Source organism: Lachnoanaerobaculum umeaense (assembly GCF_003589745.1).
Taxonomy (GTDB): domain Bacteria; phylum Bacillota; class Clostridia; order Lachnospirales; family Lachnospiraceae; genus Lachnoanaerobaculum; species Lachnoanaerobaculum umeaense.
In genome coordinates this window covers 2,173,282-2,193,800 of record NZ_CP032364.1, presented here as the reverse complement: position 1 = coordinate 2,193,800, position 20,519 = coordinate 2,173,282, and the positions used below count along the sequence as shown (strand labels likewise).

The window sequence follows — 20,519 nt, the reverse complement described above, 5'->3', positions numbered from 1 at the left end:
TTTAAAATACTTTAGGAGGTAAAGGTAATGAAGATCAAAAAAGTAGGAGTTGTAGGAGCAGGATTTATGGGGAAAGCACATTGTGTTGCACTTTCCAATATGCCTAAATTATTTACAGATGCACCTTATGTACCGGTATTTAAAACAGTGTGTGACATAGTACCTGAGATTGCTGAGGATTTTAAGGAGCGTTTCTCTTTTGAAAAAGCTTGTACAGATTATATGGACATTGTAAATGATCCGGAGATCGATATAGTTTGTGTATGTACACCAAATGATTCTCATGCAGAAATTTCAATAGCAGCTTTAAAGGCAGGAAAGCATGTTATTTGTGAAAAGCCTATTGCAACAAAGACAGAAGATGCTAAGGCTATGGCAGAAGCTGCAGAGGAAGCTGCAAAGAAGGGCATTGTGTCTATGTGCGGATATCAGTATAGAAGAGTTCCTGCAATAGATGAAGCTAAAAAGATTATCGAAAGTGGTAGACTTGGAGAAATCACAAATGTGCGCGCACAGTATTTGCAGAGTTGGTCTGCAGATCCAAGATCTCCATTGTCATGGCGTTTTGTAAAAGAAACAGCAGGTGCAGGTACACTTGGTGATATCTTTACACATGCACTTGATATTGCACAGTATCTTGCAGGCAATGTAACAGATGTAGTATCAATGGTAAAGACATACATAAATGAGCGTCCTGTTCAGGAAGGCGGAGTAGACCTTTTGGGAACTGTAAAGCTTGGTGATGATGCAAAGAAGCAGGTTGTAGATGTTGATGATGAGGTATCAGTACTTTGCAAATTCGACAGCGGTGCAATCGGTAGTGTAGAAGCAACAAGAATGGCTTGGGGACGTAATAACTACCTTACAGTTGAGGTTCACGGAACAAAGGGTTCACTTACATGGAACTATGAGCGTCTAAATGAGCTTGAAGTATGCTATGGTATGGAAGACAATGATGGAGAGAGAGGCTTCAGAAAGATATATACAGGTCCGGCAAACCCACATGGAGATGTAACTTGGAATATACCTGGAATGAACATTGGTTATGGTGAGCTTAAGGCAATTGAAGCATATGAGTTTGCAAAGGCAGTAGAGGGTGGATATCAGCCAACTACAAGCTTTACAGTAGGATATCAGCTTGATAGAGTTTGTGAGGCGGTTCTTGAATCAAATGAGAAGAAAGCTTGGGTACAGGTGAAATGAAAATAGGTTTTGTAAGTGCTATACTTGATAAAAGTGATTTCGAAGAAATGATGGATATAGCGGCTGACTTGGGATACCAATGTGTTGAAGTAGCTTGTTGGCCCAAAGGTAAAGCAGAGAGAAGATATGCAGGTGTAAGTCATATTGATGTAGAAAATACTGATGATTCCTATGTAGAATATATAAAGAATATTTGCAAAACTAAGGGAGTAGAAATCTCATCTCTTGCATACTATCCTAATCCTTTAGATGGAGATTTGGAGAAAAGAACTGTAGCCGTAGAACATTTAAAGAAGGTAATACAGTTTAGTAGTAAACTTGGTGTTAATATGGTCACAACCTTTATAGGAAGAGATCAGACTAAGACGGTTGAAGATAATCTACAACTTGTAAAGGAAGTATGGCCACCTATTATTAAGCTCGCTGAAGAATGTGGAGTGAAAGTGGCAATTGAAAACTGTCCTATGTTATTTGGTCCGGACCAGTGGCCAGGAGGACAGAATTTGATGACAACACCGGCTATCTGGAAAAAAGTCTTCGATATTATTTCAAGCGACAACCTTGGTATCAACTATGATCCATCTCATTTTGTATGGCAAATGATAGATTATATAAAACCAATTTATGAATTTAAGGATAAGATTTTCCATGTTCATTTTAAGGATATAAAGCTTTATCGTGACAAATTGAATAAAGTTGGTGTAATGGCATATCCTCTAGAGTTTATGTCACCTAAGATACCTGGTTATGGAGATGTTGATTGGGGTAAATATGTATCTGCTTTAACTGATATTGGCTATGATGGATACACTTGTATAGAAATAGAAGATAAATATTTTGAAGGTTCAAAAGAGAAAACTATCGATTCTTTAAAACTTTCAAAAAAATATATGACAAATTTTGTTATATAATTTTTTAAAAAGTACTATTTAGAATATAATAGTAAGGCACTGATACATATTGTTTCAGTGCCTTTTTTGACAGAAGGGTTATACTACTTATATTGATTTTGATAGAAAAATAACAGCTTAAATGTTATAATAGTTACAAATTAAGTTTGTACCAATTTGTAAATCAAAGCCTTATATAATGCAAGGGAACTACTTCAGGACAGATAATATTTTGAAATAGGAGAAAATATGGCATCCATAAAAGATATAGCCAAAATGGCAGGAGTATCTACTGCAACAGTTTCACATGTAATAAATAAAACAAGATATGTAAGCCCTGAGCTTGTGGAAAAGGTAGAGCAGGCAATAATGAACGCTGATTTTCCACCCAAATTTGTTGTTAGAAGACAAAAAAAAATTCGTGAAAATATATATAAATCTCAAAAAGGAATATTACTATATATTTGTCAGTATGAAGATGATAAATATGTAAGTAGTGTTTGGAGTAAGCTTAAGTCATTGGTTGAAGATAAGGGCTATACCATTATCCGTTTAAATTGTAACACTGAATTAGAAATGGATATTGTCAACAAGTTATTGAGTGGAAATGAAGAAATTATAGGTGTTTTTGTTTCTGTTAGAACTGATAAATTATATATTCAAAAAATAGTTCGCTCATTAAATATTCCTTGTGTGGCAATTGGAAATGAGGTGGATGACTCTGCATTTGACAGAGTATCAACAGATATATATAAAACAGCATACGATTGTACACTTCATTTTATTAGAAGTGGCCATGAAAAAATAGCTATACTTATGGGAGATTTATTAAAGAGTTATAATAAGGACTTCTTACAAGGATATGAAAAAGCTCTTCAAGATGGTGGAATTAAAATTAAAAAGCAATATGTACTGCATAAAGACAGCTCTGAGAAAAGTATATCTGGTATGCTGTCAGAGCTATTAGGCAGAGATGATGCTCCAAGTACACTTTTAATTGCAGATTCTGATTATATTTATAGAGTATATCGTTATATGATGAAGAGAAATGTCAGATGTCCGAAAGATTTATCAATTATGTGCTTTGGAAATGAGGACAGTGCATCATATCTAAATCCTTCTCTTTCTATGGCTGAAAATGACTTTGAACTTATTGCAGAAAAATCGGCGGAACTTATGCTTAATAGAATAAAAGAATTATCAGAAAATGATAAATTTGAGGTGGTTTTTAAAAAATCTTCCCCAATATTTATACCGGCTAAAATGATTATTAGAGATTCAATTACCGGTGCAGCAAGAGGACCATTTGGAGAAAAAAGTGCGGATATGTATACACTATCTTTAACAGAAAAGGAAATGGATATTTGCAGAATGAAAAGATATACTGCGGTTATTGTATATCATTATATTGGAGCTTCCTTTATGAAATTGCATGAGAAGGGGGTTAGAGATGTTTTTGACAGACTTGGTATTACTATAATTGCTGTAATGGGATGTCAGATGGATTTTTCTATGCAAAGAAAACAAATACAAAGTCTTTTAATGCTGGAACCTGATATTATGATTGCATTTCCGGTAAACCATACAATGACGCAGGATGTATTTAAAGAAGTAATAAGGACAAAGACAAAACTGGTATTTATGGGACATGTTCCTGACGGTTTTGAGGGAACAGGATATGTATCTTGTATTAATGTTAATGAACGCAGTAATGGAAGAAATATAGGTAGAGGTCTGGGAGATTATTTACTTTTAAATCATAAGAAAAATATCGGTATAATTCGATATGGACATCAATTCTATGCCACAAATCAGAGAGATTTAGCTGTGGAACAAATTATAAGAGAAGAATATCCTGAATTGAATATTTGTGCGACAGAAGTATTTTCTAAAAAAGATGAATATGAGAAGACTAAGGAACTTCTGAGATGGCATCCGGAAATTGACGGAATATATGTTTCATGGGAGGGACCGGCAATAAGGGTTGTGGAAGCACTTCATGACATAAACAGAGAGGATATTGCGGTAGCAACATCTGATCTTGATTTTATGGTTGCCTTAGATATGGCTAAAGGAGGATGTATAAAGGTATTAAGTGCACAGCAGCCTTTTGAAGAGGGCCAGGCAGCTGCTTTATGTGGAGCAAATGCTTTGCTTGGAAAAGCAGTTCCTTCTTTTATTGCAGTTGAACCTGTATTTGTTACATCAGAAAACCTGATCAAATCTTGGAGTACAATATATAGAAGCAAGGCACCAAAGGAAATAGTGGAGGCATTGCAGAAGAACGAACAGTTTATGAGTGAATGATAGTGTAAAGTTAGCTGTTTAAAAGTTGAGATAGTGTGTACAGCATATGATAGAGGTACTGAATTTTATCTTTTAAAAGAGATACATTTGCATAGGATTACAATAGAATACCCTAGTGCGTGTGGAGCCATCAATATCTGTTTCCATATCCTTTGCTGCATAAAATTCACAACCTCTATCAGTTAGTAAAACATTTACATATTTTCTAAATACATCTTTGCCAAGAATAGTCTCTAATGTATTTACTCCATCTTTCATAGCAGAGGATGTTTTTTCAGTTTGATATAGTGCGAATAAGATGCCTGATGGAATAAATTTGAAAGTCTGAATAAATGGTCTAGTGGTTTCGTCGTTATAGACTGTATCCATTTGAGTTATAAGAGCATTCGGATTGTCATCAATGTATATCTTATAATCATTATATGTACGTCCAATCAGATGTTTATTATCTGCTCTTTTTTTAAATTTCTTTGATTTCTTGCAACTTTAATATAGGGATAGTGGAAATAAACTTTTCACCCTAGGATGGAAATTTCATTGCTTTTCTTTCTTCCTTTTTGCTATAATATTATAAGTTAGATTATTCTAACCAACTATGCAATACTATATTTTCATTTCTAATCTAATTGGATAGCAGATAGGAATATCCCCTGAAGGAGAAAGCTATGAGAGAGAATTTTCAAAATATTGATGGTAAGAAGTTAGAAATTGTCCATGAAATAAAATCCGCCTATGATGAGGGAAAGATTTCTTTGGAAGAAGCAAGAAAAGCCCTTAAAGATAGAGTACAGCACCTTGCCCCCTATGAAATCGCCATTATCGAGCAGGAAATGGTGGAAGAAACCGAAGATGAGTGCATTAAGGAAGATATTCAAGCTATGCTGGAGGTCTTCCAGGATGTTTTAGTCACAAAGGATCAAGAGCTTCCGGAAAATCATCCCATCTCCTGTTACCGTAGGGAAAATGCCAAAATGAAGGAACTACTGCTTTCCGTTGAGGATTTGGTGCAGTACCCTCTCATTAAAAACCAATGGCTGGAGCTTTATGAAGACTTGTTGAAATTCAAGATTCATTTGTCCAGAAAGCAAAACCAATTATACCCAGTTTTGGAAAAGAAAGGCTTTACCCGCCCTACCACCACCATGTGGACTTTGGATGACTTTATCCGGGATGAGATTTCAGAGTGCTACAATCTTCTTTTAGAGGATAAGGAAGAGGAATTTATCGGAAAGCAGGCAGAACTTGTGGCTGATGTTCGGGATTTGATGGACAAGGAAGAAAATATCCTCTACCCCACCTCCTTGGAAATGATTAATGAAGAAGAGTTCCGTTATATGGCCGAGGGAGACCGGGAAATCGGTTTTGCCTATATTAGCGTGCAAGCAGATAAGTCCAACAATTCAGCTTCGGCTTCCTCTTCTGTCTCAGCTTCTACATCCGGTGCTCCTCTATCTGGACTTTCTTCCGCTCCCGGTTTTGCGGAAGAGCTTGCCGGTCTTCTGGGAAAATACGGCTTTAACAATAAAGAAGAAAAGTTGAATGTTACTACCGGTCAGCTTACCCTGGATCAGATTAACCTGATTTACCAGCACATGCCGGTGGATTTTTCCTATGTGGACGAAAATGAACTGGTGTGCTTCTACACCGACACCAAGCACAGAGTTTTTCCCAGAAGTAAAAATGTCATCGGAAGAGATGTGAAAAACTGTCATCCCAAGGCTTCTGTACATATCGTTGAGGAAATCATCAAAAAGTTTCGTTCCGGAGAGCAGGACAAGGCTGAGTTTTGGATCAACAAGCCGGACCTCTTTATTTATATCGTTTACTATGCGGTTCGAGATGAAAAGGGAAAGTTCCGCGGTGTGCTGGAAATGATGCAGGACTGCACCCATATCCGTTCCCTACAGGGCTCTCAAACTCTTCTGACCTGGGAGCAGCAGGAAAAGGGTGAAGGCAAAGAGACTGCTGAAGACGAAGACAAGAGAGAAGACTCAGAGACTTCTGAAGATGTAGGCAATAAAGAAAACGCAGGGACTTTGGGAGACGAAGAAAATAGAGAAAGTACAGAGTCTTTGACAGCCGGCAAGCTGACAGAAATCACCGAAGACACTCTGTTAAAAGATATTTTGGAAGCAGATCCCAATGTAAAGACTCTCCTTTTCCGATTAAGCGATCGCTTTAAGGCCTTAAACACTCCTCTTGCTCGTATTATGATGCCGAAAGCCACGGTAAAGATGATGAGTGAACGGGCAGAGGTGGATCTTAACACTCTGCTTCGAGAGCTTCGGGAGTATTTTAAACTATGAGCTTTCAAGGTTTACTCTTAGGCTTGGTTTGCTTTCTCTGTATAGGGATATTTCACCCAATAGTGGTCTATGCGGAGTATTACTTTAGTAAAAAAATAGCCTGGCTTTTTTTCATAATAGGTCTATTCGCTTGTGTAGCCAGCATTTTTCTCCCTTCTCTTTTCCTCTCCGGAAGTTTGGCCATCTTTGGCATTTCCTGCTTTTGGAGTATCCATGAATTATATGAGCAGGAAAAAAGAGTGGAAAAAGGATGGTTCCCGAAAAATCCAAAGAGAAAATAGCTCAATACAACGAAAATAAAGCTATAGATGCTGTAAAAATAGAAAGCTCTCTTTAGGCAACAACTCATGAAAAGAGTTTCAAGCTTCTATTTTTACAGCCACTTTTTTTAATTTTCTATTTTATTCACTAATACATATAAAAAAATTATTTTTCATTCTCCCTATACTTCTAAAATCACCCCTCATATTCTTCATTATGCTTTTTTCTAATAATAAGAATATATCCTATTTTTATTCTTTATGCTATATAGGCATTTGCTTATAAAGCACGAATTTCATTATATTGTTTTTATTGTTTTACTTTTATTTATTATTTAATATTTTTTATACGCCTGTGATATTTTTGTGTAAAAGTTAGTCTGCACTAATTTAAAAACAATAATAATTCTTATTGTATACAATATTCAATCGATATATACTCCCGTCTTTGACGGTTGCGAAAGAGTCAAGAGCCCATAAACGGCGTAACTACGCCATTTATAGGCTCTTGTTTTCTTTTTGAATTCTAGCAATATTTCTGCTTTCTCGTTGTGGTTAAAATCTTTTTTATTTCTCTTTGAGATACAATCTCGTAATCCGTTCTAAAACCAAATGTGTCGTGGAGTTTGTCTGTAAGGTCGGTTCGTGTGTACTCAGGGATATATCCTTCACCGGGGGCTATCAGCATGTTCATTTCTTTCAATGTTCTTATAATGCTTTCAGTGGTATAACTCTCACTTAACTTCTTCTCCAGAATACGATAAAGAATCAGGGCGGTGAAGCAGGTAATGAAATGTACCGTGATTCGATCTTTTATACTGAGATATACCGGTCTGGCTTGAAATTCGCTCTTCATAATCCGGAAACATTCTTCAATTTGCCATCGCTTTTGATTAATACTTATAATCGTTGCCACATTCTCCAGGTTTGTGCATACGGTATAGAAACCGTCATAACATTCCTCTTCTGTTGCAACATCTTCATCTATCGAAAGGATCATTTTATCTGCAATCTCTCCGTCAGAGGTACAGTGATTCTGACGTATAAAACGCTTGGGATCGTTCGGACATTTTTTATTCAGAGAAGAAGGATTTTCGACGAGCTTTTCAGCGCGTTCAAGCTGACGATTCCTTATCTTTCTCATATAATCCCGATAGGTAATTGCGAAACTCACTGAGCTTGTTCGCAATACTTATTGCATACAAGGATAAATTTATGCAAAGCACAAATTTTAAGCTAAAAAGTTGATAACTGGAAGATTTAGGCGCACTTTAATAAGCATAGTGCTTATATAAAGTTGATAAGTCCTAAGCAATTAAAGATTTTAAACTTCTGATATGTTGTCGTTGGTTGATTTTATCAGCAACAACTACAGTTAATAACTGTGATATACCGGCCAGCAGTAAATCGGAATGTAGTGTTTTTTCATTTGTTGTTTTCCGTTTGGCAATACAGAAACTGTCCTTAAAGTGATTGATTGATTTTTCAACATTTACCCTGATCTTATATGTCTCATCCCATTCTTTAGAACCTCGTTCTACTCCGGGATAAGCTCTGAGATTCTTTTCAGGATAAACATAAATCATTCTACCGCAGGAAGAAGTTGTACAAGGATTGTCACAGTGACAGACACGCCGTTTGGACTTGTCTTGTCGGTTGTATTCCCATTTCATTTTTGAACAAACGAACTTCATTGTAGACAGCTTGCTCCTTAAATGGGATTTACTTCCTTCACGTTTCATCGGAAGTGAAGAATCATGAGGGCAACAAGGAATACCATTTTCATTGAAGGTATATTTAACATTATCCATTGAGAGATTAACTTTTAAAGGAATAAATGCTTTTTGGAAATTGAAATCTTCAAAAAGTGATTTGTAAATCTCAATGGTATCAAAGGCTGCATCACCAAGGAATATAGATGGTTTAAGAGGTAGAACCATATACCTATAAAGGATTCCTTATTTTAGCTGCAGATGGATCTGATATAAATATTCCTACAACTGATGAAACCATCGAGAAATACGGAAGTGCCTCAGTGAGAGGAGGAAAACCATGTGCTCAGATTGGGCTGGGATGTATTTACGACGTTCTTAATCGCTTTATTCTGGAAAGCAGTATTAATACCGTAAAGTTTGATGAGATGCGAGTAGCCCAGGAACAGTTAAAAGGAATAAAGGATACAATCGGAAACAGATATCCCTATCTTGTTGTTATGGATAGAGGTTATCCTTCGACACCGGCATTTTTGAATTTTATAGATGATGGAGTGTATTTTGTAGCAAGACTAAAAACAAGTGACTATAAGGCTGAACAGAAAGAATTAAAATCAAATGATGAGGATGTCGACATAACATTAACAAAGGCTAGAAGGAGAAATTATATTGGCAAAAAAGAAGAAACTATCATGATGAGCAGAGAATCCTTTTCAATGAGATTTGTAAAGGTGTGTTTAGATGATGGAAAGTCAGAAATTTTCGCTACTAATCTTCCACGGGATAAATTTCCAGAGGAATGCTTTGCAGAACTGTATCATATGCGCTGGGGTATAGAGACGGCCTATGAAGTTTTGAAAGACAGATTAAAAATCGAAATTTCACAGGGATAAAATCAGAGCTTATTGAGCAGGACATTAACAGCACTATTTATGTTAGCAATCTTGCAGAAGATATAATCTGTGATATAGAAGAAAGTAGCCAGGAGCACCTAAAGAATGATTATAAACATACAATGCAGTTAAACCGAAACCTAAGTATCGGACTTCTGAAAAATGACCTAATATACATTCTTATAGAAAAAGATGGAAATAAAAAAGTAGTGCTACTACAGGCATTGTATGATGAAATAAGCAAAAATGTAGTGCTGATAAGGCATGATAGACATTATCACAGAACTAAAGGACAGCTTGCAGCAAATTTCTCGAATACACATAAGCGAAGTTTCTAAACTGAATAAGTATTTCGATTTAAACTGGTGAACTATGCTCTTTTTAAGCTAATAATAGTAAAAGTGAAAGAAAAAGAGCATACCCTTATTTGCAAGAGTATGCTACAAACGTTAAGTTAATGACATTGCGTATTTATACGGCTTTTGGCGTTTCGCAAACGCCTAATAATTTAGATTGTAAGAAGGGTGATTTGACTTGAGTCTTAAAGAAATACAGTTATTTAAAGAGTATGAGTATGATAAAGCAGTTGAGTGGCATAAGAACGCAGAAAAATCAAGAAGGAAATTTGTTGAGGATTATCCGATAGAATCATTAATGGAACTTTCATTGAATGATTATGCTATAGGCAGTAAGATGAGTTTCTGTTATAGGATAAAGGATGAACTTAAAGATATGGCATCTATGGGGAACGTACACCCATATAGATTTGGAATATATCTTAAGGGAGGTATAACTGCTACACTTTCACCAACTTATGATATATATGGTGATGATTATGAAGGAGCATTTACAGCCATAAAAAAAGATATAATTAAACTACTGGAGGATGCTAAAAATGAGGATTATAATGCTATAGCAAATAGTAGACTATATAAGCCATTTAGATCTAGGCTTATTATCACTTATTTTCCTGGAATGATTATTCCAGTAGTTACAGAAACAAGTTTAAAAAGCTACTTTGATAGACTTGGTTTAACCTATGATGATAAGAAAGATGTTATTTATAATAATATAATACTACGTGATTGGAAGAATTCGATACCGGAATTATCTTCATGGAGTAACGAAGTATTCATGAGTTTTTGCGAATGGTTGAAGAAAAATAATAAAAAGATCGAAGGATATAAACTTAAAGACGAATACTATAATAATGCTAAGGAAGTAGAAGATAAAATTGTAAAACTTAATTTACAGGGAATAGATAAAGGGGCAGTAGTTAAAATACGTGTTAATCAAGGTATATTTAAAGAACAGTTATTGTGTAGGTACAGCCATTGTTGTTTATGTAATGTAACAAAGAAAGATTTTCTTATTGCAAGTCATATTAAACCATGGAAAGATAGCGATGAAAATGAACGTTTGGATATTGATAATGGATTATTACTGTGTCCAAACCATGATAAGGCATTTGATAGAGGGTATATATCATTTGATGATAATGGTTTGATTATAATTTCAGATGAGCTTGATGATATAAATAGAGTATTTCTAAATCTTAGACAAGATATGAGTATAAAACTTACAGATGGAAATAGAGAATATTTGAAGTATCATAGAAAAAATATCTTTATACTAAAAAGGTAGTTTTACAGATACTTAGTAACAGGATTACTTAATTACCTCAAAAGTTTGTCATATTATTTATTTATAATAATATAATGGGATAAATTACAGACAGTGAGAATATATTAGGACTATAATCTAGGATATTTTATAATATCTCCAACAGTATTTTTTCTACGCCAAAACCCTAATAATGGCGAGATTTTTCTCGCCATTATTTATTTTTCATAGCCAAATATGCTATAATGGCGAGAAAAGAGAGGTGATGTTTTGAGAGAATTCAATTATTTAAAGCTTATGGAATTGTCTTTGCCTGTAAATATATATCATACAATTGCAAAAATTCACGAATATAAGGGGAAACAAGAACTTTATGTAAAAAATTATCCTGATGTTTTGGATAAGATGATTGATGTAGCTAAAATACAAAGTACTAAGTCTTCGAATGCTATTGAGGGGATTTATACAAATGATGCAAGACTTAATGAACTGATGAATAAAAAGTCAGACCCCAGAAACAGGAATGAGGAGGAGATTGCAGGATATAGACATGTACTTGACATTATTCATGAAAATTATACATATATAGAATTTAATAAAAATGATATTTTAACTCTCCATAATCAGCTATATTCATATTCATATGTAAACTATAAAGGAAAATTTAAGACCCTAGACAATACTGTTATGGAAGTAGATGCGTTAGGCAACAGAAAAGTGAGATTTCAGCCGGTAAGCAGTTTTGAAACAGAAATGTATTTTGATAAAATGGTTGAGGCTTATAGGAAAGCGTTAAAAGAAAATATTCCGGCATTAATTTTAATACCTGTACTTATACATGATTTTTTATGTATCCATCCTTTTGATGACGGTAATGGAAGAATGAGCAGATTACTGACATTACTTTTACTTTATAAGTTCGGTTACTTTGTTGGAAGGTATATAAGTATAGAGATGCTGATTGAAGAGAGTAAAGAGTCTTATTATGAAGAGTTGAAAAGATCAAGTGAAAAGTGGCATACAGGTGAAAATGATGAAATCCCCTTTATAAGATATATGCTTGGAGTTTTATTAAAAGCGTATGAAGAATGTGATGACAGATTTAACCTTATTGGAAATGAAAAATTGACATCACCGGAAAGAGTATTATCTGTTATTCAAAGGTCATTAGAGCCGCTTTCTAAAAAGGATATTATGATACTTTGTCCTGATATATCGCAAAGGACAATAGAACGAGCCTTAAAGGAATTACATGACAATGGAAAAATAAAACAGATAGGTAGTGGGCGTTCAATAAAGTATGTTAAGATTTAGAAAATAATAACTGAAAACAAAAATGGGGTGCTATAACAACTTTACAAAAAAGATATGAAGAATTAAAAAAATAAAACTTCTCTGACGGCGAAAGAATAAAACTTATTGCAGATTTAGAAATATCAGAGGGTGTATAAATAAGATAATTGAAGAAAACAGAACTCTCGAGTACCAGAAAATGAACAATCGGGTTTTTGAGGATAATTTGGTACTTATCGATAGTAATATGGATAAAATTATTGCCGAGACACTTTTATATTTTTATAAAGACGGAATCAGCAACTGTAATGAGATGGTTGAAAAACTTGAAAAGGAAAATCCTATGAACTACGGTAATGTAAATGCCTATAAATATAAGTTCAAAAAGTTTTTGACGGCTGTAGCATTGGGAATGAAACCAGCTACAGTTTGGGACGGTTTGGATGAGGCCACAGGTGGATATATTGTAGTTACAAAGGAAGGTAATGTTCTTGCATATCATATATACAACAGAAATTACTTTGAAGAATATTTGTTAAGTAATACAAAGTATGAAACAGTATCCACATCAAGACATGATTTCGGGGAAGTGTACAGTGAAAACGGAGAAGACTTTATAAAACACAATTTGCAGGTGAGATTCAGATAATGAAGGATACAGATTAAATTATAAAAGTTTACCAGGAAGTCCGCATATCTATATTCCTAAACACAAAGTTGCTATATTTGTAAACAGGTGCTTTTGGCACATGAATGAAAATTGCAGGTATGCGTCAATACCTAAGAATAATCATGATTTTTGGAAAAGTAAGTTGGAGGGGAATGTTCAAAGAGATAAGCAAGACTACATCAAACTTGAAAATATGGGTATTAATGTTATAGTAGTGTTGGGATGTGAAATCAAACAGATGATGAAAGATAAGATGATAGAACAGGAAAAGGCGGATAATCTCGCCAATTATATTTTTTTCTACGCCAAAATCAGAATAATGGCGAGATTATTCTCGCCGATAGTCATTTTTCATAGCCAAATACTTCAAAATGGCTATGAAAAGTCATCATAAATATATTTTTAATTAACACACTGCGGTAATACCGGAAAGGAGTACATATATGAAAATAATATACGGCAATGAAGACATACTGTTTTACTCTATATTTATATTTTTAATTATTGTGCTTTTAGTATTAAAAATCTCAAAATATAAAAGAGACCATAAAGTGGTAAAAGTTATAAAATATATACTCGCTATTCCTATCATAATTTTAAATATATTGATTTTTGATGATTTGAATATTTCACTTCAGCTTTTTAAAGATGAAAATAAAACAGATAACAAAAAGTGAGTGTATGTATAATGGACCTACAAAACAGATATGAAGAACTAAAAAGACAAAACTTCCCCGACAGCGAAAGAATAAAATTTATTGCAGATTTAGGAGCAAGCGAAGAGATAGGATATCATTATAAATTAATCTGCATAGACTGGGATGAAGGTACGAACCTAAATCTGTCCGGTAGTTTTTATAAACATGATAAAGAAGGTTTAGAGTTTCTATTCGAAGTTTTGGATAATGAAAAAGATGAAAATTTAAAAGTATTTACCGCATACCTTATGGCTGAGACACTTTCAAAACTGAGACATAGAGATTTTTATTTAGAATTTTGTAATAGGCTTATTCCGGTTATGACCTCACTTATAGAGACAAAAGATGCTTTAATTCGACAAAAGATTATTATAGCTCTTGGATGGATAGGATCTTCAAATGAGATTGATATTTTGATAAAGCAAATGTCGGAAGATAAAGACAGTCTTTGCAGGGCATGGGCTGCATCAAGTCTTATGCAATTATCTTTTCACAGAGTTGATAAGGAGTTGTTGCAGGAAAAAACAAAGGCATGTTTTGCTTCTGTGATTGCAGCAGAGACTGATTTATATGCCTGCGGCATTATGATAGAGTCAGCTCAGATATTATTTGGAAAAAAGTGGATCAGCTCATCGGCTGTAGAAGACATAGACGGTGAAAAAATAGAGAAGGCAAGGAAGTCGGCGGTGAGATTTTTGAATAAGTAGGAAGAAAAATATTCTTGATTAATATTTATGTTTGTAGATATGTATCATTAAATATTTTCAAATTGTATATTTTTTTATTTTCAATACCGAAAATATTGTTATATATGTATTGCTTTTTTAAATCAAAAGCAGAATCCAGATAATCTATCAATTTGACGTACAGCCTAATTTTCTGTATAATATTTTTCGTCAAAAAATGACAGTGACTTGAGGGGAGCATTATATGCTACCCTTTTATTATTCAGAGAAGGAGGAATGACGTATTAAAGGAATAAGAAAGAATTTAGGTTTTGTATTTATTATATTGATGATTGTACTTTTAACTTCTGGTTGTGCAAAGCAAAGTGAAAACAATAATATTCATATCGGAACAGGTGGGACAGGCGGTACATATTTTGCATATGGAAATGCCCTAAAGGATATTGCTGAGCAGGAAAGTGATATTGATATGAGTATACAGATAAGTGCCGGTTCGGCAGCAAACCTTAGATTGCTTGAAAACAATATCGTGGATATGGCAATAGTGCAAAATGATACACTCACAGATGCTTACAATGGAAAAGGTGAGTTTGAAGGTAATCCTTTAAAAATAACCAAGGCGGTTGCTGGACTGTATACAGAGAGCTATCAAATAGTTGTAAATAAGAAATTAAAACTAAACTCTGTGGAAGACTTGAACGGACTTAGGGTATCGGTAGGTGAAGAGGGCTCCGGCGTTTTGAAAAATGCGAAGAATATTCTGAGAGCTTATGGTATGACTATAGATGATATAGATGTGAGATATCTTTCATTTGAAGATGCTGCAAATGCCTTGAAAAATGGTGAGATAGATGCATTTTTTGTAACAGCATCAGCACCTACGAAAGCTGTTTCAGATTTGGCGGATTCCAATGTGGCTATTGATATTCTTTCACTAGATGACAGAGCAATAAGATTTCTTCAAAACAGTTATAGCGGATATAGTGTTACAACAATAAAGAAGGGCACATATAAGGGTATAAACAGAGATATTACCACTGTAGGAGTAATGGCAGTACTTGTGGCAAACAGTAATATGAGTTCAAACAATATTGAAACTGTATTGAATTTAATAAAAAGCCATCAGGACAGCTTTAATAAGATATCAGGTAATAATGTAAATGTTTTTGATGAATCCACACTAAACAACATTGATGTACCTCTCCATAAAGCAGCTAGTGCATGGTACAGTGATAATGGAATAACCGGAGTAAAAGCTGAGGTCAAGGCGGATACAGTTTCAAGAAAAACTTTAAATCTGGATATGTATCAGACGGTTGCGGTAGCGGTACTTGCACTCTTTATAGGAGTACTTTTAAAGGAAAAAATAAAGTTTTTAACTACTTTCTGTATTCCGGCACCTGTAGTTGGAGGAATGATTTTCGCTATAATATTCTGTGCATTGTACGCATTTGGTATTATGGAGATAAATTTTGATGAAACACTTAGAAATGTCTGTATGGTAATGTTCTTTACATCTGTAGGATTTCAGGCAAATATGAAGGTACTAAAGAGTGGTGGTAAGGGTACATTTATTTTCCTTGCGTTGGTGTTGGTACTTATAATATCTCAGAATTTTGTAGCTGTAGGTCTTTCAAAAATTCTAGGTATAAATCCGCTTATAGGTATGTGTACAGGTTCCATATCTATGATTGGAGGACATGGTACTGCGGGAGCATTCGGTCCTTTGCTTGAAGATATGAATGTTGACGGTGCGACCACTTTGGCTACAGCCGCAGCTACTTTCGGACTTGTAGCAGGTTCACTTATGGGTGGTCCATTGGCAAATGGACTTATTAGAAAAAAGAATCTACTGGATACTGCTGTATATGAAGATGACAGTATGCTTGTGGAAGAGGAGATAAAACATAGAAGAGAAGTTTCTATGTATGCACCTGCAGTGTATCAGCTTACACTTGCAATGGGTATTGGAACTATTATATCTTTTGTACTTTCAAAGACAGGTATGACCTTCCCTATATACATAGGCTCTATGATAGTTGCGGCTGTAATGAGAAATATCAGTGAATATACAGACGGCTTTAGAATACATATGGGAGAGATAAACGATCTTGGAAGTATTTGTCTTTCACTTTTCCTAGGTGTAGCTATGATTACACTCAAGCTTTGGCAGTTGGCTGCACTTGCCCTTCCTCTGTTTATACTATTGGCGGGTCAAGTAGTTCTTATGTATATCTTTGCAAGATTTATTGTGTTCAAATGTATGAGAAGTGATTATGATGCGGCTGTTTTGGCAGCAGGCACATGTGGTTTCGGTATGGGTGCAACACCTAATGCCATGGCAAATATGCAGGCTGTTACAGAGAAATATCTCCCGTCAGTTAAGGCATTCTTACTTATTCCGATAGTCGGCAGTATGTTTGCGGATTTCTTAAACAGTTTGACAATAACATTTTTTATAAATTTCTTGGGTTAATACTTATAATATATCACTATTATTATTTTAAAGCTCACCTTATTTTGAGGTGAGTTTTTTTATTAGAATAGTATATTTTGACTAAGATTTTAGTTGAACTTTTTGTAATAAAATATTATATTGGATAGGACAGCTTTTGTAAAAAGTCTTATGTGAAATAAAAGAGAAAATGTTAGAGAGTACAATACTTTTTGACTAAAAATATAAAAAATAACACCTAGGGGGACAAATGTTAAGAGGAAGGGTAACGATACCTACAGATGTTGATATCATTGAAGAAACAAAGGAAATAATGGAACTTTGGGGTGCTGATGCCATTAGAGATTGTGACGGCACTGATATGCCAAAGGAAATAGAGGAACTTGATGCAAAGATCTATGCCACTTATTATACTACCAGAAAGGATAATGAGTGGGCAAAGGCTAATCCTGATGAAGTGCAGCAGATGTATATAATGACTGACTTTCATATGGCAACTGAGGATACTCTTAGAATCAGATTGATGGAAGGCTTACATCCTGATCTTTTAAAGGTCAATGATTATGATGATATAAAAAGATGGTGGGAAGTCATGGACAGGACAATCGGAGAGCCTGTGAGTGACTGGAGTTATGAAGACGGTGAAGTAATTATAAATGCAAAGAAATATCATGAATATACAGTAAGTTTCTTAGCTTATATAATTTGGGATCCTGTACATATGTACAATGCGGTGACAAACGGCTGGACAAATTTTGAAAAGCAGATAACTTTTGATGTGCGTCAACCAAAAACAAAAGTTTATTCTATGAAGAGGCTTAGAAAGTTTTTGGAGGAGCATCCAAAGGTTGATGTAATAAGATTTACCACATTCTTTCATCAGTTTACATTGATATTTGATGAACTTGCAAGACAAAAGTATGTGGATTGGTATGGATATACAGCTTCTGTAAGTCCATATATTTTAGACCAATTTGAAAAGGAAACCGGTATTAAGTTCAGACCTGAATATATTATAGATCAGGGTTATATGAACAATACTTACAGAGTTCCGTGTAAGGAATATTTTGCCTTCATAGATTTCCAAAGAAGAGAAGTTGCAAAACTTGCCAAAGAGATGGTGGATATAGTTCACGAGTACGGTAAGGAAGCTATGATGTTTCTGGGTGATCACTGGATAGGCATGGAGCCGTATATGGATGAGTTCAAAAATATAGGTTTGGATGCAGTGGTTGGAAGTGTAGGCAACGGTCAGACACTTAGACTTATCAGTGATATAGAAGGTGTGAAATATACAGAGGGCAGACTTTTGCCATATTTCTTTCCGGATACATTCCATAAGGGAGGTGATCCGCTTGGAGAGGCAAAGAGAAATTGGATAACAGCCAGAAGAGCGATACTTAGAAAGCCTGTAGACAGAATAGGCTATGGCGGTTATTTGAAGCTTACACTTGATTTCCCTGAGTTTATAGATTATACAAAGCAGGTATGTGATGAGTTTAGAGAACTGTATGCAAATGCACAAGGTTGCAAGGCACATTGTATCAAGAAGATTGCTGTACTCAGCGGTTGGGGAAGATATAAGGCATGGGGAAATCATATGGTACACCATGCTATATATTATAAGAACAACTATTCATATGCCGGAGTAATAGAGGCACTTAGCGGTTCACCTTTTGATGTTGACTTTATCAGTTTCGAAGATATTTTAAAAGATGAGGATATTTTAAACAGATTTGATATAGTTATGAATATCGGTGATGAGAACACAGGACAAACCGGTGGAAAGTATTGGAGTGATGAGAGAATACTTACAGCGGTAAGGGATTTCATATATAATGGCGGAGGCTTTATAGGTGTAGGTGAACCAAGCGGATATAATTATCAGGGAAGAACATTGCAGCTTGCAACTCAGCTTGGAGTAGAGCTTGAAAACGGATTTACTTTGGCAAGAGGCAAGTATTATAAAGAAGTAAAATCACATTTTATTACAGAGGAAGTTTGTGATGAGATATATTTCGGCGAAGGTAAGGACTTCATATATGCACTTGAGGGCGCAGATATTCTTGCACTAAGAGGAGATTCAGTACAGCTTGCATGTAAGGAGATTGGAAAAGGGCGTACGGTTTATATCAGCGGTTTGCCTTACAGTCTTGAAAACAACAGATTGCTTTATAGAGCGATACTTTGGGCTACACATGATGAAGAGGGTATACACAGATGGTTTAGCACTAACTTGAATGTAGAGGTAAATGCCTATGTGGAAAATAATAAATTTTGTGTGGTAAACAATACATATGAATCTCAGTCTACAAATGTATACAAAGGGGACGGAAGTTCATTTGAACTTAAACTTGAGCCTAATGAAATAAAATGGTTTGAAATAGAGGGGAAAGTATGAAATCAAGTGTAATAGAAGTATTACAGCAATATAATAATTTTACCAAACTGAAAGAGTTTTCAGAGTATGGTAACGGTCACATAAATGATACCTATCTTCTGGATTATGAGGGATCAGGTAAGGTTATTTTACAAAAGATAAATAAGACAATATTTAAAGAGCCGAAGAAGCTTATGGAAAATATTGCTTTAGTAACATCATTTTTAAGAGATAAGATTGAAAAAAATGGCGGAGATCCGGACCGTGAGACTCTAAATCTTATAAAGACCAAAGACGGACAAAGCTTTTATGAGGACAGTAAAGGAGATATTTGGAGAGCCTATAATTTCATAGCGGATACTATATGCTATGAACAGGTTACAAATGCCAAAGAGTTTTATGAGTCGGGTTATGCTTTTGGAAATTTTCAAAATCTTTTAGCAGACTTTCCGGTTAATAAACTTAGTGAAGTTATCAAAAACTTTCACAATACAGAGGACAGATTTGCTACATTTAAAGCACAGATAAATGAAGATCCTCTGGGCAGAGCAAAGACTGTTAAAGAAGAGATAGACTTTTTCTTAAACAGAGAGGAATATACCCATATCTTTAACAGAGCACTTGCAAATAATGAAATCTCTTTGAAGGTTACACATAATGATACCAAGCTTAACAATATTTTATTTGATAAGGATACCAAGAAGGCATTGTGTGTAATAGATTTAGATACTATAATGCCGGGAGTTGCAGCATTTGACTTTGGTGATTCTATTCGCTTCGGAGCAAATAAAGGACTTGAAGATGAGGTTGATTTGTCAAAGGTAGGTCTTGATATTGAACTGTTTAAGGCTTTTACAAGGGGATTTTTGGAAGCTTGCGGTAAAAGTTTAAATAAAAAAGAGATTGAACTTTTGCATATGGGAGCAATAGTAATGACCTATGAATGCGGTATAAGATTTTTGGGAGATTATATTGCGGGTGATAAGTATTTTAAGATAGCAAGAGAAAATCATAATCTTGACCGTGCAAGAACTCAAATAAAGCTTATTTCGGATATGGAAGAACATATTGAAGAGATGAAAAAGATTGTAGAAAAGTATATTTAGTTTATGAGTTGGAAGCCACAAGTGTAGTAAAACATTT

At 34.7% G+C, this 20,519-nt stretch carries 16 protein-coding genes and 3 pseudogenes; 16 read left to right on the top strand and 3 right to left on the bottom strand.

Annotated features, from left to right (window positions below):
• Positions 1-27 precede the first annotated feature (27 nt).
• From D4A81_RS10270 to D4A81_RS10260, 3 genes are all read left to right on the top strand, one after another.
• Positions 28-1,203 carry a Gfo/Idh/MocA family protein gene (locus D4A81_RS10270; protein ID WP_111524952.1) on the top strand — a complete coding sequence of 392 codons (1,176 nt, stop codon included), beginning with the start codon at positions 28-30 and terminating at the stop codon, positions 1,201-1,203.
• Positions 1,200-2,114, top strand: coding sequence for a sugar phosphate isomerase/epimerase family protein (locus D4A81_RS10265; protein WP_111524959.1), 915 nt, complete (start codon positions 1,200-1,202; stop codon positions 2,112-2,114). The genes D4A81_RS10270 and D4A81_RS10265 overlap by 4 nt, the downstream gene beginning before the upstream one ends.
• A 228-nt stretch (positions 2,115-2,342) precedes the next feature.
• Positions 2,343-4,400 carry a LacI family DNA-binding transcriptional regulator gene (locus D4A81_RS10260; protein WP_111524953.1) on the top strand — a complete coding sequence of 686 codons (2,058 nt, stop codon included), beginning with the start codon at positions 2,343-2,345 and terminating at the stop codon, positions 4,398-4,400.
• 72 nt (positions 4,401-4,472) lie between these two features.
• On the opposite strand, the gene D4A81_RS13525 is transcribed toward D4A81_RS10260, so the two are convergent.
• The gene (locus D4A81_RS13525; protein ID WP_242977669.1) at positions 4,473-4,769 is read right to left on the bottom strand and encodes a hypothetical protein; all 297 of its coding nucleotides are present in this window, start codon (positions 4,767-4,769) and stop codon (positions 4,473-4,475) included.
• Positions 4,770-5,065: 296 nt separating this feature from the next.
• Between D4A81_RS13525 and D4A81_RS10245 the strand changes: the two genes are divergently transcribed.
• Together D4A81_RS10245 and D4A81_RS13850 are read left to right on the top strand one after the other, a co-directional pair.
• Positions 5,066-6,706: a DUF438 domain-containing protein gene (locus D4A81_RS10245; RefSeq protein WP_111524954.1), complete on the top strand. Its 1,641-nt coding sequence runs from the start codon at positions 5,066-5,068 to the stop codon at positions 6,704-6,706.
• Positions 6,703-6,987 carry a DUF4491 family protein gene (locus tag D4A81_RS13850; protein ID WP_083810537.1) on the top strand — a complete coding sequence of 95 codons (285 nt, stop codon included), beginning with the start codon at positions 6,703-6,705 and terminating at the stop codon, positions 6,985-6,987. The genes D4A81_RS10245 and D4A81_RS13850 overlap by 4 nt, the downstream gene beginning before the upstream one ends.
• Before the next feature lie 505 nt (positions 6,988-7,492).
• Here D4A81_RS13850 and D4A81_RS10235 read toward each other — a convergent pair.
• Together D4A81_RS10235 and D4A81_RS10230 are read right to left on the bottom strand one after the other, a co-directional pair.
• Positions 7,493-8,140: pseudogene (locus D4A81_RS10235) on the bottom strand (IS1634 family transposase); the annotation flags it as partial.
• A gap of 201 nt (positions 8,141-8,341) precedes the next feature.
• A pseudogene (locus D4A81_RS10230) lies at positions 8,342-8,894 on the bottom strand (ISNCY family transposase); the annotation flags it as partial.
• A gap of 32 nt (positions 8,895-8,926) precedes the next feature.
• Between D4A81_RS10230 and D4A81_RS13520 the strand changes: the two are divergent.
• From D4A81_RS13520 to D4A81_RS10180, 11 genes and pseudogenes are all read left to right on the top strand, one after another.
• Positions 8,927-9,571, top strand: a complete 645-nt coding sequence (locus D4A81_RS13520; RefSeq protein WP_330510510.1) for a transposase — start codon at positions 8,927-8,929, stop codon at positions 9,569-9,571.
• Positions 9,572-9,693: 122 nt separating this feature from the next.
• The gene (locus tag D4A81_RS13515) at positions 9,694-9,909 is read left to right on the top strand and encodes a hypothetical protein (RefSeq protein WP_243111779.1); all 216 of its coding nucleotides are present in this window, start codon (positions 9,694-9,696) and stop codon (positions 9,907-9,909) included.
• 196 nt (positions 9,910-10,105) lie between these two features.
• On the top strand, positions 10,106-11,215 hold the full coding sequence (locus tag D4A81_RS13290) for an HNH endonuclease (RefSeq protein WP_174705947.1): 1,110 nt from the start codon (positions 10,106-10,108) through the stop codon (positions 11,213-11,215).
• 249 nt (positions 11,216-11,464) lie between these two features.
• The gene (locus tag D4A81_RS10215; RefSeq protein WP_111524733.1) at positions 11,465-12,508 is read left to right on the top strand and encodes a Fic family protein; all 1,044 of its coding nucleotides are present in this window, start codon (positions 11,465-11,467) and stop codon (positions 12,506-12,508) included.
• Between the two features lie 118 nt (positions 12,509-12,626).
• Positions 12,627-13,136 (top strand): annotated as a pseudogene (locus tag D4A81_RS10210) (HpaII family restriction endonuclease); the annotation flags it as partial.
• Between the two features lie 100 nt (positions 13,137-13,236).
• Positions 13,237-13,551 (top strand): very short patch repair endonuclease, encoded by a 315-nt coding sequence (locus D4A81_RS10205; RefSeq protein ID WP_242977639.1) that lies wholly within the window; start codon positions 13,237-13,239, stop codon positions 13,549-13,551.
• Between the two features lie 49 nt (positions 13,552-13,600).
• Positions 13,601-13,834, top strand: a complete 234-nt coding sequence (locus tag D4A81_RS10200) for a hypothetical protein (protein WP_111524735.1) — start codon at positions 13,601-13,603, stop codon at positions 13,832-13,834.
• Positions 13,835-13,845: 11 nt separating this feature from the next.
• On the top strand, positions 13,846-14,562 hold the full coding sequence (locus D4A81_RS10195) for a HEAT repeat domain-containing protein (protein WP_111524736.1): 717 nt from the start codon (positions 13,846-13,848) through the stop codon (positions 14,560-14,562).
• Positions 14,563-14,869: 307 nt separating this feature from the next.
• On the top strand, positions 14,870-17,017 hold the full coding sequence (gene gltS / locus D4A81_RS10190; protein WP_111524737.1) for a sodium/glutamate symporter: 2,148 nt from the start codon (positions 14,870-14,872) through the stop codon (positions 17,015-17,017).
• Between the two features lie 229 nt (positions 17,018-17,246).
• Entirely contained in the window at positions 17,247-19,397 is a 2,151-nt protein-coding gene (gene gnpA, locus D4A81_RS10185) for a 1,3-beta-galactosyl-N-acetylhexosamine phosphorylase (RefSeq protein WP_111524738.1), read from the top strand.
• On the top strand, positions 19,394-20,482 hold the full coding sequence (locus D4A81_RS10180; RefSeq protein ID WP_111524739.1) for a phosphotransferase enzyme family protein: 1,089 nt from the start codon (positions 19,394-19,396) through the stop codon (positions 20,480-20,482). Before gnpA ends, D4A81_RS10180 begins: the two co-directional genes overlap by 4 nt.
• Positions 20,483-20,519 lie beyond the last annotated feature (37 nt).